This is a genomic window from Nostoc sp. (assembly GCF_036917155.1).
In the GTDB taxonomy this organism is placed as follows: domain Bacteria; phylum Cyanobacteriota; class Cyanobacteriia; order Cyanobacteriales; family Nostocaceae; genus Nostoc.
This window is the reverse complement of the sequence record NZ_JBALDZ010000029.1, coordinates 44,500-58,341: the sequence shown is the minus strand read 5'-3', so window position 1 is coordinate 58,341 and position 13,842 is coordinate 44,500. Positions and strand designations below refer to the sequence as shown.

At 41.7% G+C, this 13,842-nt stretch carries 11 protein-coding genes; 4 read left to right on the top strand and 7 right to left on the bottom strand.

The features are described from left to right. Window positions 1–78: 78 nt before the first annotated feature. Window positions 79–831, bottom strand: a complete 753-nt coding sequence (locus V7K67_RS04900) for a hypothetical protein (protein ID WP_334729433.1) — start codon at window positions 829–831, stop codon at window positions 79–81. Window positions 832–1,823: 992 nt separating this feature from the next. On the opposite strand from V7K67_RS04900, the gene V7K67_RS04895 reads away from it, so the two are divergent. Then, a complete protein-coding gene (locus V7K67_RS04895) occupies window positions 1,824–2,942 on the top strand; it encodes a Gfo/Idh/MocA family protein (protein WP_335165448.1) in 1,119 nt (372 codons plus the stop codon). A 547-nt stretch (window positions 2,943–3,489) separates the two neighbouring features. Here the strand turns inward: V7K67_RS04895 and lpxD are convergent. Beyond that, a complete protein-coding gene (gene lpxD / locus V7K67_RS04890) occupies window positions 3,490–4,542 on the bottom strand; it encodes a UDP-3-O-(3-hydroxymyristoyl)glucosamine N-acyltransferase (RefSeq protein ID WP_335165446.1) in 1,053 nt (350 codons plus the stop codon). Between the two features lie 357 nt (window positions 4,543–4,899). Continuing rightward, window positions 4,900–5,937: a hypothetical protein gene (locus tag V7K67_RS04885; protein WP_335165444.1), complete on the bottom strand. Its 1,038-nt coding sequence runs from the start codon at window positions 5,935–5,937 to the stop codon at window positions 4,900–4,902. Between the two features lie 670 nt (window positions 5,938–6,607). On the opposite strand from V7K67_RS04885, the gene V7K67_RS04880 reads away from it, so the two are divergent. Continuing rightward, window positions 6,608–7,093, top strand: coding sequence for an SMI1/KNR4 family protein (locus tag V7K67_RS04880; protein ID WP_334729437.1), 486 nt, complete (start codon window positions 6,608–6,610; stop codon window positions 7,091–7,093). Window positions 7,094–7,320: 227 nt separating this feature from the next. On the opposite strand, the gene V7K67_RS04875 is transcribed toward V7K67_RS04880, so the two are convergent. Next, window positions 7,321–8,559: an NAD(P)/FAD-dependent oxidoreductase gene (locus V7K67_RS04875; RefSeq protein WP_334729492.1), complete on the bottom strand. Its 1,239-nt coding sequence runs from the start codon at window positions 8,557–8,559 to the stop codon at window positions 7,321–7,323. Between the two features lie 65 nt (window positions 8,560–8,624). Next, the gene (locus V7K67_RS04870; protein WP_179065434.1) at window positions 8,625–8,819 is read right to left on the bottom strand and encodes a hypothetical protein; all 195 of its coding nucleotides are present in this window, start codon (window positions 8,817–8,819) and stop codon (window positions 8,625–8,627) included. 421 nt (window positions 8,820–9,240) lie between these two features. Between V7K67_RS04870 and V7K67_RS04865 the strand changes: the two genes are divergently transcribed. Both V7K67_RS04865 and V7K67_RS04860 read left to right on the top strand, forming a co-directional pair. Further along, window positions 9,241–9,798: an SRPBCC family protein gene (locus tag V7K67_RS04865; RefSeq protein ID WP_335165442.1), complete on the top strand. Its 558-nt coding sequence runs from the start codon at window positions 9,241–9,243 to the stop codon at window positions 9,796–9,798. Between the two features lie 20 nt (window positions 9,799–9,818). Then, a complete protein-coding gene (locus tag V7K67_RS04860; RefSeq protein ID WP_335165440.1) occupies window positions 9,819–10,019 on the top strand; it encodes a hypothetical protein in 201 nt (66 codons plus the stop codon). Between the two features lie 62 nt (window positions 10,020–10,081). On the opposite strand, the gene V7K67_RS04855 is transcribed toward V7K67_RS04860, so the two are convergent. Both V7K67_RS04855 and clpB read right to left on the bottom strand, forming a co-directional pair. Further along, on the bottom strand, window positions 10,082–10,945 hold the full coding sequence (locus V7K67_RS04855) for a glycosyltransferase family 2 protein (RefSeq protein ID WP_335165438.1): 864 nt from the start codon (window positions 10,943–10,945) through the stop codon (window positions 10,082–10,084). A gap of 162 nt (window positions 10,946–11,107) precedes the next feature. Next, window positions 11,108–13,726, bottom strand: a complete 2,619-nt coding sequence (gene clpB, locus V7K67_RS04850; RefSeq protein ID WP_334729440.1) for an ATP-dependent chaperone ClpB — start codon at window positions 13,724–13,726, stop codon at window positions 11,108–11,110. Window positions 13,727–13,842: the final 116 nt, after the last annotated feature.

Genomic DNA, 13,842 nt, shown 5'->3' with positions numbered 1-13,842 from the left:
GGGCGGAGCGTCTCGGCTCCGCTCCTGACTCCTAAATTCTGTTTCGATAAGGCAATTTGATAGCTAAATTCTTCCCTTTTAACTACAAGTATTTGCTAAAGCCGAGTTCACCCTTGTTAAATCGCCAGTGAAGATAACTGTGTATTGATAAGGTGATGAACCAGAGCAATTCATGGAATTTGTATCAGCACGACGGGGAGTCCACCATGATTTTGCTTGCACAGTCAAATTTGTGCCGTTCCATGAGAGAGTGTTGACAACTAAAGAGTTAGTTTTTCCATCATTCGCCTTTTTAGCAGATAAAAATGTGGCGTAATAAACTTCGCCATTGGCTGGATTAATCCGGGCTATAACTGCAACTTTTGGCCCGCCTCCGCTACCATAGCTAGACAACCAACGCCCAGTAGCAAAGCGGCGAAAATCATTACCTGTCTGACTGCCAGTGGAAGAGTAAACGCCATATAAAACATTGCCTCCATCCCAGTACAATCCATAACCTGTACCATCGTCCCCAGTTGTTTCGTAATCAGTGCGACACCAGGTTTTTATCCCATTATTAAAGCGGATAGTTATAGGATTTTTATTATTAGATGAGACTTGCTGATAGCCAATGTAAAAGCTTGTTGTTCCTTTAACTACTCTGGGGCCATTTTTAGCTTTGATTGTTGCTTCACTATCATTGCAACTGAATGTCACAGCATTACCGACAGATGAATTTATTGTTTGGGCTAAAACTGGAGGAGCTTTTTGTATGAGTACTAAATCAGATGCTAATACTACAGACAAAGAGAAGCCTGCAAAAAACTTTTGTAATTTGCGAGAATAATTCATGGTATAAACCTGCCGAGAAAGTGAAACGAGAAACACCGTATCACTATAAACTCTAATTAGTATTTAGACAAGTAAAGTTATTTAAATTCCATTTTGCAGCGTTCTCAATGTTACAAAAAATAAGACTATACTACAAATCGTATAACTAATATACATGGGAATGCCTGATATTAGCTGTATATAATTGTTCCTTATCAAAGAGCCTCAGTGAATAAAATAAATTGTGATGGACTATGCTGTAACGTAGCCTATTGCAGCAGTCAAAAAATGTTTTTAATCAACGATGTCGCGTTTTTAATTTTCTAAATTCCTAGCGATTTACCAAGCCCCTTCGGGGCGGGAACAGGGAACTCTTAACAGGGAACAGAAAAAAAATTAGCCCCGAATACAGGGTTTAAAGCCCCTAAATTTATTTATGAAAAGAGATAAAAATATTTGAAACGAGATGGCGTCAGCCACGATGTTTCAATGTGTCCTTGTACAAATCCCCTGATTTTAATTATGGGGATTTCCCTGTTGCCTGTTGCCCGTTCCCTGTTCCCTTTTAATTAACTTTAGTGATAAATAGTTTTCGGTTGGCAGGGACTAATAATGATTCAATTAATTAATTGAAGAAGGCAGCTATGCTGAGGGCAGAGGGCAGAAGGTTCAATTTAGAAGGGGATTCAAACCCCTCCTAAATTGAGGCCACCAAATTGAAAATTTGGTGGGGGTCTTAAACCCTTGTTCCCTTCGGTCACGAGCAGAGGACACGAGTCAGAATTCCCTTCTGCCTTCTGCCTCCTGCCCCCTGCCTTTCCCGATAAAATTATTTTATATGGGTTATTAATTGTTTTCAAGTCATTAACTTTATTGAAGTTGCTATTACAATTATTTGTTGTAAATTTTACCGTTAGCGAAGCATATTATAGTTTTACGATAAAAACAAAGTATAGCTTTTGTGGGGTAAGATTATTGAGGTTTAAGAAGTAATCAATAGGAGAAAAAATGATATGATTGGAATTGCGATCGCAGGTACTGGCTTTGGTCAAAAAGTCCACATCCCCGGATTCCAAGCACATCCTCGCACTGAGGTAGTTGCTGTCTACCACCGAGATATCAATAAAGCCAAAGCCATAGCAGAATCCCATAATATCCCCCACGCTTACGACTCATTTACAGATATTGTGGCATTACCAGAAGTGCAAGCAATTAGCATCTCTACACCGCCATTCTTGCACTATGAAATGGCAAAAACTGTATTGCAAGCTGGAAAACATTTATTACTAGAAAAACCGACAACTTTAAATGCAGTTGAAGCGAAAGAACTTTATGAGTTAGCTAAAGCAAAAGGCGTCATTGCAACTGTAGACTTTGAATTTCGCTTTGTACCAGCATGGCAGTTATTTGCTGAATTATTGTCAGAAGACTATGTGGGTAAGTTACGCCTAATTAAAATTGATTGGTTAGGTTCTTCTCGTGCTGATACTTCACGTCCTTGGAATTGGTATTCTGACAAAGAAAAAGGAGGCGGTGCATTGGGATCTTTGGGTTCTCACGCCTTTGATTATATTCACTGGTTATTTGGGCCAGTTCGTAGATTAAATGCTCATTTGAGTACTGCGATTCCCATACGAGTTGACCCTGTTAGTGGGGAATCTAAGGCAGTGAATACAGATGACAACTGTATATTAACCCTGGAATTAGCTAATGGCACACCTTGCCAACTTTCTATCAGTGCAGTTGTTCATGCAGCAAGAACCCATTGGGTAGAAGTGTATGGCGATCGCGGTACATTAATTGTGGGCAGCGAAAATCAAAAAGATTATATACATGGTTTTCGTGTTTGGGGTTCCCAGCCAGGTAAACCTCTAACGGAAATAGAAATACCGAATCGGTTAATTTTCCCCAAAAATTATGCTGATGGGCGCATTTCGGCATTTATCCGCGTAGTAGACCAATGGGTACAAGGAATTGACCGCAATCAGGAAATTACACCATCCTTACGAGAAGGAATTTATTCTCAGTTGTTGATGGATTTATCCCATGAATCTCATACAAAAGCAAGTTGGGTCGATGTGCCCAGCTTGGAAGAATTTATCGAACAGAATTCAGTAGTCAGTAGTCAGTAGTCAGAATTCAGAATGAATTTTGACCGAAAAGGCGGATAGCGTAGCTAAGCCTTTGTCTTCTCCCTTAGCGTTAGCCTCTCCCAATGTGATTCGGGGAGACGCTAAGAGCGAACGAGCGTCGCGTCAAGATTGCTGACTCCTGAATTCAGAATAGCTGAATTCTTCTTCAATAGCAAGTATAGGACTCCTATTTGATTGTTGAAATACACGTAGGGTATGAAAGCAAAAAAATTGTGCATTAGACGTAGGTTGGGTGGAGCGGAGCGCAACCCAACATATATCAGGATGTTGGCTTTGGCAAAGCCTCCAACGCCACTTGCTACAACGCTCTTAACCCGCGCAACGCAGTGGCTCCCCAACCTACAATTTTTTTACAACATTTTAGCCTTGCCACACTACTACATATACTTATACTTAGATTTTTTCAGGAATCAAATAGGATTCCTATAGACAACAAATGAGCCTAATATAAAAATATCCCCGAATTCTTCAATAATTCGGGGATCTGAGCTTTGTACTTCATGCAAAAGAAAATTGCTGTATCACCTTAATCATTGCTATTTTTGAATTTACGTTGCAATTGTTTTAGCGATTGATAGATATCTGGCAGGCGAATATAAACAACAGATGCCTTGAGATATTTTTTGTGAGCAATGGCTGGAGTTCCAGAGACAATTTCTCCTGGTGCAACATCGTGTAGAATGCCAGTTTGAGCGGATGCGATCGCTCCATCACCCATTTTCGCTTGATTGGCAATTCCTACTTGCCCAGCTAAGATTACCCGATTTCCAAGTTTGACAGCACCAGCCATACCAGCCTGACCGGCGATCGCACAGCCAGAACCGATTTGGCAACCATGACCTATTTGGACTAAGTTATCAATTACTGTATTGCGACCAATCCGTGTTTCTCCGACGGCAGGGCGGTCAATGGCGGTATTGCAGCCAACTTCGACGCTATCTTCTAGGACTGTGTAGCCAGATTGTTGCATTTTGAACCAACCAGTCCGGGTAGGTACAAAACCAAAGCCTTCTGCACCGATGACAGCACCACTGTGAATGACGCAATCTGCACCGATGCGGGTGCGTTCGTGGATGGTACAGTTGGCGTGTAAGATGGTGCGATCGCCGATTTTGGCATCTGGATAAATCACCACATTAGGATGAATTATTGCACCATTACCAATTTCTACCCCTTGTTGAATCACAGCATGGGGGCCAATATAAACATCACTGCCAATTTTGGCGGTAGAGTGAATCACAGCGGTGGGATGAATTTCTGGGATGGGGCGATATGGTTGGTAAAAAAGAGCAATCGCTTTGGCAAATAACAGTCGCGGATCTGAGGTTGCTATCCAGACAATACCGCTCTCATTTGCAAGCACCTGCAATTTTTCATCCTGGGGCAAAATTAAAGCAGTAGCATTGGTTTTGCTGATAAAAGACCCAAATTTTGCCCCTTCTACGTAACTGATAGTACCGTTGGTAGCTTCATCAATGGCTGCTACCCCTATAATCTCTGGGTCACGGTCTGGGTCGTTAGTCAGGCTATGATGGGTAGCCGTGTCACCAAATTGGCGGAGGATTTCGCTGAACTTCATTGTTGGGTGTATTCAAAATTGATCTACGATAGCAAGATAATTCTCCCTCTTTATGCTGCAATACAATAATTTTGTAGACGGGTAGCAATCAGGCAATCAGACCCTTCCTAACCGAAAATCGGCGGGAATCCCATCCCAACAAGAGGGGTGTCCGGGATAGCCGCCCGCCGATTTAGTCATTAGCACCAATGACTAATAGACATCTCCGAAAATGAATGTAGAGACGTAGCAGTGCTACGTCTCTACAAGGATTCTGGATAACGCATATTTAATTTCTGGAGATGTCTAATGACTAATGACTCCAATCCTCCGGCTTGAAGCCGGGGGATGAGTTACTTCGCTTCAGGTTCATATACCTCACCGACATTCTTCTGTCGATGGCTCTCGTTGTAAAGATGAGCCTACTTTTTGGGAATCTTGTCTCAGTAGCGTCTTGAGGCGTTGATTATCTTCAGCGGCGATCGTTTCACCATAGTGATGAAGTTGAAAAAGCTGACAATAACGGTTTTGTTTGGCGCACATCAAGCAGCCATAGGCATGATTACCGTTAGTACCGCATAGCCGATGTCCCATCACCGGACCCAGAGAAGTATTTTGCTCACTAGCAACAGTGCTGAGAATTGAGCGCAGTTTTGACTCAAATTCCAATGACAAGTATTGCTTACGTCCTGGTTGTGTACGATCCCATTCTGGAACGATTAATTCCTGTTTTAACAGACTCGTTTCAATCTCTTCAGACATGACAAGCCCAGACAGAATAACGTGATGGGAAACATGGGGTAATAGTGTGCGTGCTAATTGCCACATTAAACTTTCATCAAACCACTCTTCAACCAGTGGACGCAGATACCAACAACATGGAATACCAAGATTTACTAAATCTTGCAACAACTGTACCCGACTCTGAATTGAGGCTTGCTCATAGCCTGGTTTCAAGGGTGGTAAACTAACAAAGACAGTAACCCGAAGTGAATGAGGCCGTTCTAAAGTTTTTTTGAGTCGCTCTAGAAAAGATTGACCAGGATGGACTTTGGTGGTGATGTAGACTATGTTGGCAGCTTTGCGGTCAATTAGTGCATCCAAAATTGATAGTACGCGTTCTCGATGGGCTGGAATAAAGGGATCAGAGTAGTCGCATAGTGAAATCGGAAAGCCCTTTTGTCCCTCCTGGGTAGCAAAAATGCAGTCTAGCAAAGAATCAAGCAGGTCAACTGGTGCTGAGACATCCTGAAAATTTTGTGGATAGTGATGCCAGTCACGGTCTTGATGACAGACACAATAGGCACATTCAATTGGACAACGATTCTGGGCATTTGGTAGAAATGGATTGAGACTAAAGTATTTTACGGCACGCTCCTCATCTGGAACACCAAGCACTGGAAAACCATGCAGCATATACTGGCTCCTCTGCAACGTAATTTCAGACGCCGTATTTTTATCAGTGTTCATATATTTTTTATGAAAAAACGAATACACCCTGAAAATTTTGACTTCTCTAGGGTGGCTGGTGTGAATGTAGAGTGGCAAGGTGGGAAATGCTAGAAGATTAGTACGAATTTTGATCAGTAAATATAGTTAAGTAGCGATCGCTTGTTCTTAAAGAACAGGTAAATAGTTGAGGTTAACACGGAGACGCTTTTGCTAGTAAGCTTTAAGAGTAGGGGTATACTACGATGCATTGGTGTCAACTTAACGTGAAACCGCTTGTCCGCCGGGAATTGAAATTCCCGTCTCATAGCTAAAGTCATCTGAAGATGACTAAATATAGCCAAAAATCTCCAGTCTACTTCAGTAGACTTAAGCTAAAAGCCAAAGAAATTTATTTCCGGGCGGGCATGGAAGCCAACAGATAATCTATTTCCAGCTTAAGTTGACACCTATGACTACGATGTATATACAAATGCTAAAATCTAACTTGATAAGTATTTTGTTGCTGTTTTCAACCCTTTCTCTGCTCTAATACAGTAATTTTGAATAGTAGCTTTATTTTTGCCACTTTGTACTAGCCAGATAATTAATAATTAAGATAGAGATTATTTATCTTCTAGAAAGTTCGAGTTTTGAAATGATTAATAATATCCAAGAATTAAAAGAGCGTTTCTTTACTAGTGGAATAGTAAAAAATGAGCAAGAGCTACAAGGATGTACTCCAGAGGAAATTGCATACATTGAGAGTAAATATGGGGTTTTGCCAAGAACTTACAGGGAAATACTAGGCTTACTTGGGCATAGCGCCGGAAAGCTTATTAGTAGATCAGAATTTGAGTTTTATTACGACCAACTTATTAAAATGAATGAGTGGCAGCAAAAGATTATCCTTGAGTCCATTGCTGAGGGAGAAGAATGTACACCTTTACCTGATAATGCTTTCTGTATCTGTGCTAGAAATGGAGATCCGTGGTTTATTATTGCCAATGGACAAGATGACTGTTCTGTTTATTTTCTACATGAAGATTGCATCACAATCAAAGAGTCCAGTAAATCTGTGATGGATTGGATAGAGGGATTTGTAGAAGATGCTGAATATTGGATAAGCAGAGGACTAAGATAAAATTTCCAAGTTGTCTTTTTGAGAATCAACTTTAACGATAACCATTATATAAGTCCGCTATATTAATTTTTATAAGTTCCTATTAAGGACTTTAGTCCTTATTTTCTAAGAACTAAAGTGCTGACTACTAACTATCTTAAACTGTCATAATCCCTGTGGAGTACTAGTACAGCACGGCGGAAGTCAACCACCCATCCTAAATCAATAAAACCCTTGCGGTATAGGAATTACGAATTAGTCGCCATTGCTATCCCTGCTAAATAACCGGTTGTCCAAGCACTTTGGAAGTTAAACCCACCAGTAACGCCATCAATATCTAAGATTTCTCCGGCAAAATAAAGACCAGGAACTAACCGACTTTCCATCGTCTTGAAGTTTACTTCTTTGAGGTTGACACCGCCACAGGTAACAAATTCTTCTTTGAAGGCTCCTTTGCCGTTGATTAAGTATTTTCCCTGAGTAAGTTCTTGCACTAGTTGATTTAAAGTTTTACTAGATATTTCTGCCCAACGGTCTTCTGTGGTAATACCTGCACGGGCAATGATATATTGCCAGAGACGATGCGGGAGATCAACGCCGCGATGCAATGCGATCGCTTTCTTTCCCCATTCATCCTTAACTGCTAAAACTTTTTCTCGCACTTGTTCTTGGTGCATAAGAGGCAGCCAATTGATCAATAATGTGGCTTGATAGCGGCTTTCGTGTAGAACTCTCGCACCCCAAGCCGAAAGCTTCAAAACAGCCGGGCCACTTAAACCCCAATGGGTAATTAGCAATGGCCCAGTTTGTTGTAATTGGGATTTTCCACCCGTAGATAAGCGCAACTGGGCAGGGTTAACGCTAACTCCAGCCAATTCCCGCAATTTTGGATCGACAATGTTGAAGGTAAATAATGAGGGTACTGGCGATTCAATTTGATGACCTAACTCTCGGACAATTTTATAACCTGCAAGGCTGCTACCAGTCGCTAAAAGTAGGCGATCGCATTTAATCGTTTCTCCCGACTTCAAAAGAATATCAAACCTCGCATCTGCTGAGGTTCGTTTCACTGAAGTTACATGCGTACCGATACGGAGTTTAACCCCAGATGTGGCCACCGCTTTAATTAGGCATTCCACAATGGTTTCTGAAGTATTGGTGACAGGAAACATCCGCCCATCAACTTCAGTTTTGAGATAGACTCCGTGAGTAGCAAACCAAGCTACTGTATCTTGAGGCCCAAACCGAGTCAAAGAACCCCGCAAAGCTTTTGCACCTCTGGGGTAATTTTGCACCAATTCCTCAGATTCAAAGCAAGCGTGAGTCACGTTGCAGCGTCCGCCGCCAGAAATTAGCACTTTCGCTAGGGGTTGGCGACTGGCTTCGAGTAATGTAACTTCGGCTTGAGGATTGGCTTTAGCACAAGCGATCGCGCCAAAAAATCCCGCTGCCCCACCCCCAATAACTACAATTTGTAAGGGTAACAATTTCAAAAATGTCTCTTTTACAGCACCTACTTTCTAGGCTAGCTGTTATTGGCATTGCTTCACTATTAAAAACGCCACCATGTCCTTTGGGCGTAACTGATAATCCCGATCGCGATCGCCCCTAGTAGCAGTAGCCAAATAATTCCACCTGGAATAAAAGTAAGAATACCAAATCCTCTCAGTACCCAGACAGCGACACTAATGCCGAGAAGGATACCAAAAATCTGAATTAATCTACGATTTAAAGAAGATTGACTCACCTAATTTTCCTCTCAATTCAACAGAACATTACACTTGATATTGACAATTAAGATATGAAGTTACGATGAAGTTGCAGTTTCATCAGAAATAACACGTAAAAATGGAGAGATGTATCCAAATTTTAGGGTAAGGTGCTTGATATTATGTCGTGTTTGTGCCATTCTAGCTGTTAATAACGCAGTTTTTCATCTACAAGTATTCTTCTGATAAATTTCACTTAAGTATCAATTGTGTTGATTGTGATAAGAAACACACTTTTTAGAGTAAAGTGACTGAAATAATTAGCAGAAAATCATCGTTTCCGGAAAAGATAAGCATTAGACTGGAACTAAATTTAATGGGTTGGATCTAAATCAAGTTTTATGGCTTGTAGTTTCAACTCAATTTAGGTGGATGAGTTGAGGAGTAACTTAAATCATTATGTCTGCGTCTTATATATCAGACTCAATTATTGCAGGTTCAGATATGGCTTGGAGTCAAGACAAGCAAAAGTTACTGGTACAGGGTGAAATTTTGGTAGAAACGCGATCGCACAAGTTGTGCGGTGGCTCAGTGACAGCGTGGATGTATGTGCCGATGGTGCGATCGCATGTTTGGCAGCAATTAACTGATTACCCCCGCTGGGTGCAATATTTCCCCGATATCACCAAGAGTGAGGTAGTACAAAAAGGTGAGGTCAAACGTCTGTATCAAGCAGCACAAAAAGCCTTCTTCTTTTTCACGGCTCAAGTGGAAATTTACCTCAACGTTGTAGAAGTACTGGGGCAGCAAATTCAGTTTCGTATGGTAAAAGGGACTTTTGAGGATTTTGACGCCAATTTAGAACTCAAAGATTGCGGTAACGGCACAATACTTGCTTATACTGTGCAAGCGACACCTCTGATTCCAATTCCATCTATTTTCATTCAACAAGCGATGAACTTAGAGTTGCCTGCAAATATGCGTAAAATGCGACAAGTTATGTGTAAGAATCAATAAAAAATTCCGGCGTTTCTAATTTGAATTATGAGTTTGGTGGTCTTCCCTGCGAGATGCTAGCCAAACAAGACGCTCGCGGACACACTTTAGTTACGCAATCAGTGGCGGGTCTGAATCCCCCACTGATAGCGCCGGCGGCAAGCGAGTCTTCTCCCTTGGCGTTAGCCTCTCCCAATGTGATTCGGGGAGACGCTAAGAGCGAACGAGCGTCTTCATTCTGACCGGAGGCGGAGCGTCTCCGGCTCCGCTCCTGAATTCTGACTTCTGAATTCTTCTTCAATTACTATTTAAATACGAATATCGATTTCATGAATCGATTCCTAATGGATTGAGGTAATCGTTGCGGATACTTAGAAAAATAGAAAATTCTTAATGGAATAAAAATCATGATTCGATTCAAACGGATCTCCCATTGCTCAATAAAGGAGAGTGTTTTTGCATAGTCCTTAAACAATTGTTGGATTCGCGTTTCATTTGTTCCATCTATAGAATCATCAAAAGTTTTCGTTCCTGGATAATATCTAAAATTTCCCCAAATTTCATTAAAATATTTGACATGAGCTACTTTAACTGCTTTCAGTAAGAAATCTATATCCATTACATAATGCTCTTCAACTTTGTAGACTCCAATTTTTTGATGTAATGATTTGTGGTAGAAGTAAGCCGATGGATTCACCGGAAAAGTAACATCAATCATGCCATCATCATTAATTTGCTTTTCCATCAATAAATCAACTGGTCGTAGTCGTTTAGGTTTATTAATCTGAATTAAGTTGTTTCGATGATCCCACATATTACAATTACTAACAATCAAGCTAGGTTCTGGTAGATTTGTAAATATTTCTGAAATGCGGCTAAGAACGTTTGGCTCATAGAAATCATCAACATTTAAAATGCCTATAATCGCTCCTTGCGCCATAGCAATTCCTTTATTCATCGCATCTGATTGTCCCTGGTCTTTTTCAGAAATCCAGCGAATGTGAGGATCTTGATTTGCGTAATATTTGATAATATCTATTGTTTTGTCAGTTGAGCCACCATCAATGATGATATGCTCAACTTCTGCAAAATTTTGGTTGATGATATTTTGAAGGCAAGATTCGATAAATTTCTCACCGTTATAAACTGGTGTAATTACACTAATCATTAGTTATCAATGGGGAGTGGGTACTAGGAATTGGTGACTGGGAAAGAGTTTTACCAATTCCTTTGATGAACATAATTTAGGATTCCCACTTTCACCCTCAGATAATTCAAAAACCCGATCTCTGTCAGAAAACGGGTTTTTGTGTGTGTTTATGAGGTGTAATTATCCAGTAAATACCTCAACTGGTAAACGGCTAAACGACAACCTTTCATTTTGCACATCTACAAAGATGGTGTTACCGTCGTTGAATTCGCCGCGCAAGATGGATTTAGCAATTTGCGTTTCTAACTCTCGCTGAATCGCCCGTTTCAATGGACGCGCCCCATATACGGGGTCATATCCTACTTCTGCTAAAAAGTCAAGTGCAGCATCCGAGAGTTTCAGGGATATTTTGCGATCGCCAAGTCTTTGGCGCAATCTTTCCACTTGCAGTAGCACAATTTGCCGCAATTCCTTCTTATCTAAACCGTGGAAGATGATGATTTCGTCAATCCGGTTCAGGAATTCTGGACGGAAGCTATTCCGCATGGCTTCCATGACTCGACGGCGCATTTCGTCGTAATGGTTGTTATCTCCGGCGACATCAAGAATGTACTGCGAACCAATGTTGCTGGTCATAATGATAATAGCGTTCTTGAAGTCCACCTTATGACCTTGAGCATCAGTGACGCGACCATCATCGAGAATTTGCAAGAAGATATTGAAGACATCCGGGTGTGCTTTCTCGATTTCGTCGAAGAGAATCACTGAGTAAGGACGGCGACGAATCGCTTCTGTAAGTTGTCCGCCTTCTTCGTAACCCACGTATCCTGGAGGCGCACCGATTAACCGAGAGACGGCGTGTTTCTCCATATACTCCGACATATCGATTCGCACCAGCGCATCTTCACTATCGAACATATACGCCGCCAGGGCTTTCGCCAATTCAGTTTTACCTACACCTGTAGGCCCAAGGAAAATAAAGCTAGCAATGGGACGATTCGGATCAGCCAATCCAGCCCGCGATCGCTGAATTGCATCCGCTACAGCTGTCACTGCTTCTTCTTGGCCAATTACCCGGTGGTGCAGTTCATCTTCTAAGTTCAGCAGTTTCTCTTTCTCCGATTCCACCAATTTGCTGATGGGAATCCCTGTCCATTTAGAAATAATTTCGGCAATATCTGCTTCTGTGACTTCTTCCCGTAATAGTGATTTACCACTTCTTTGAGTGCTTGCCAATTCAGCTTCTACTGCTTCCAATTGACGATGCAAACTGGTTAAATTGCCGTATTTCAACTCAGCAGCGCGGTTAAGGTCATAGTCGCGTTCTGCTTGCTGAATCTCTAAGTTAACCCGTTCAATCTCTTTTTTAACGGACTGAATTTTGTCAATAATATCTTTTTCAGACTGCCACTGAGTATTTAGTGTTCTTTGTTCTTCTTTGAGATCGGCAATTTCTTTTTCCAATCTTTCCAGACGTTCACGAGAAGCGGCATCACTTTCTTTTTGCAGCGATAGTTTCTCCATTTCCAATTGCAGAATCTTACGATCAATTTCGTCAAGTTCTTCTGGTTTGGAGGTAATCTCCATTTTCAGCCTAGCGGCGGCTTCATCTACCAAGTCAATGGCTTTATCAGGGAGGAAGCGATCGCTAATATATCGACTCGACAATACGGCGGCGGCAACTAAAGCACTGTCAGAAATCTTTACCCCGTGGTGGTTTTCATAACGTTCTCTCAACCCACGTAGAATCGAAATACTATCTTCTACACTGGGCTGATCGACAAAAACCTGTTGGAAGCGTCTTTCTAATGCCGCATCTTTTTCGATATGTTTGCGGTATTCATCAAGGGTTGTTGCCCCAATACAGCGCAATTCGCCCCGCGCCAACATTGGTTTTAACAAGTTACTAGCATCCATCGCGCCTTGGGTTGCACCAGCCCCAACAACGGTGTGAATTTCATCAATAAATAAAACAATCTTGCCAGCAGATTCAGTAACTTCTTTTAATACCGCTTTCAGACGTTCTTCAAATTCACCCCGGAATTTTGCCCCTGCAATCAAAGCACCCATATCTAAAGCAATTAACTTGCAGTCTTTGAGAGATTGAGGTACATCACCGGCGATAATCCGCTGTGCTAATCCTTCAGCGATCGCAGTTTTACCAACACCCGGTTCGCCAATTAGCACAGGATTATTCTTGGTGCGGCGAGAGAGAATTTGCACAGTCCGACGAATCTCATCATCCCGCCCAATCACTGGGTCAAGTTGACCTTTACGGGCGGCTTCTGTGAGGTCACGTCCGTATTTTTCCAGTGCTTCGTACTTGCCTTCTGGATTTTGGTCGGTCACTTTTTGGCTCCCCCGAATTTGTTTAATAATATTTTTTAGCTTGCCTTCGTCTAAACCGAATTCTTGGAATAAAGCTTTGCCAAAGCGGTCATCTTTAGCGTAAGCCAGCAATAAGTGTTCAATTGAAATATATTCATCTTGAAACTCTTTGCGATACCCATCGGCTCGATCTAGAAGTGTATCCAAGCTGCGCCCTAAGTATACTGAGGTACTATTACCTGATACTTTTGGCTGACGTTGGAAAAATTGCTCAGTGCGATCGCGCAGTTTTTGAAGATTAACACCCGCCTTGGTAAGAATTCCAGTTGCTAGACCATCTTGTTCTAGCAACGCTTTCATCAGGTGTTCGCTTTCAATTTGCTGTTGTTGATATTGTTTAACAATATCGGGGGTATGGGCGATTGCTTCCCAGGCTTTTTCTGTAAATTGGTTAGGATTAGTAGGTTGCATAGGCTTTTTCAGGAACGTAGAGGCGCAGTAGCTTGTCAGAGGCTACCACCAGAACACCAAGTCAAGAAAATTTCTGTTCTCACATAGATATTGTAAGAACAGGAGAGCGATCGCCT

Coding starts and splice junctions, on each gene's coding strand:
- V7K67_RS04900 (WP_334729433.1), bottom strand. CDS start 831: ATGAATTATTCTCGCAAATTACAAAAGTTTTTTGCAGGCTTCTCTTTG.
- V7K67_RS04895 (WP_335165448.1), top strand. CDS start 1,824: ATGATTGGAATTGCGATCGCAGGTACTGGCTTTGGTCAAAAAGTCCAC.
- lpxD (WP_335165446.1), bottom strand. CDS start 4,542: ATGAAGTTCAGCGAAATCCTCCGCCAATTTGGTGACACGGCTACCCAT.
- V7K67_RS04885 (WP_335165444.1), bottom strand. CDS start 5,937: ATGCTGCATGGTTTTCCAGTGCTTGGTGTTCCAGATGAGGAGCGTGCC.
- V7K67_RS04880 (WP_334729437.1), top strand. CDS start 6,608: ATGATTAATAATATCCAAGAATTAAAAGAGCGTTTCTTTACTAGTGGA.
- V7K67_RS04865 (WP_335165442.1), top strand. CDS start 9,241: ATGTCTGCGTCTTATATATCAGACTCAATTATTGCAGGTTCAGATATG.
- V7K67_RS04855 (WP_335165438.1), bottom strand. CDS start 10,945: ATGATTAGTGTAATTACACCAGTTTATAACGGTGAGAAATTTATCGAA.
- clpB (WP_334729440.1), bottom strand. CDS start 13,726: ATGCAACCTACTAATCCTAACCAATTTACAGAAAAAGCCTGGGAAGCA.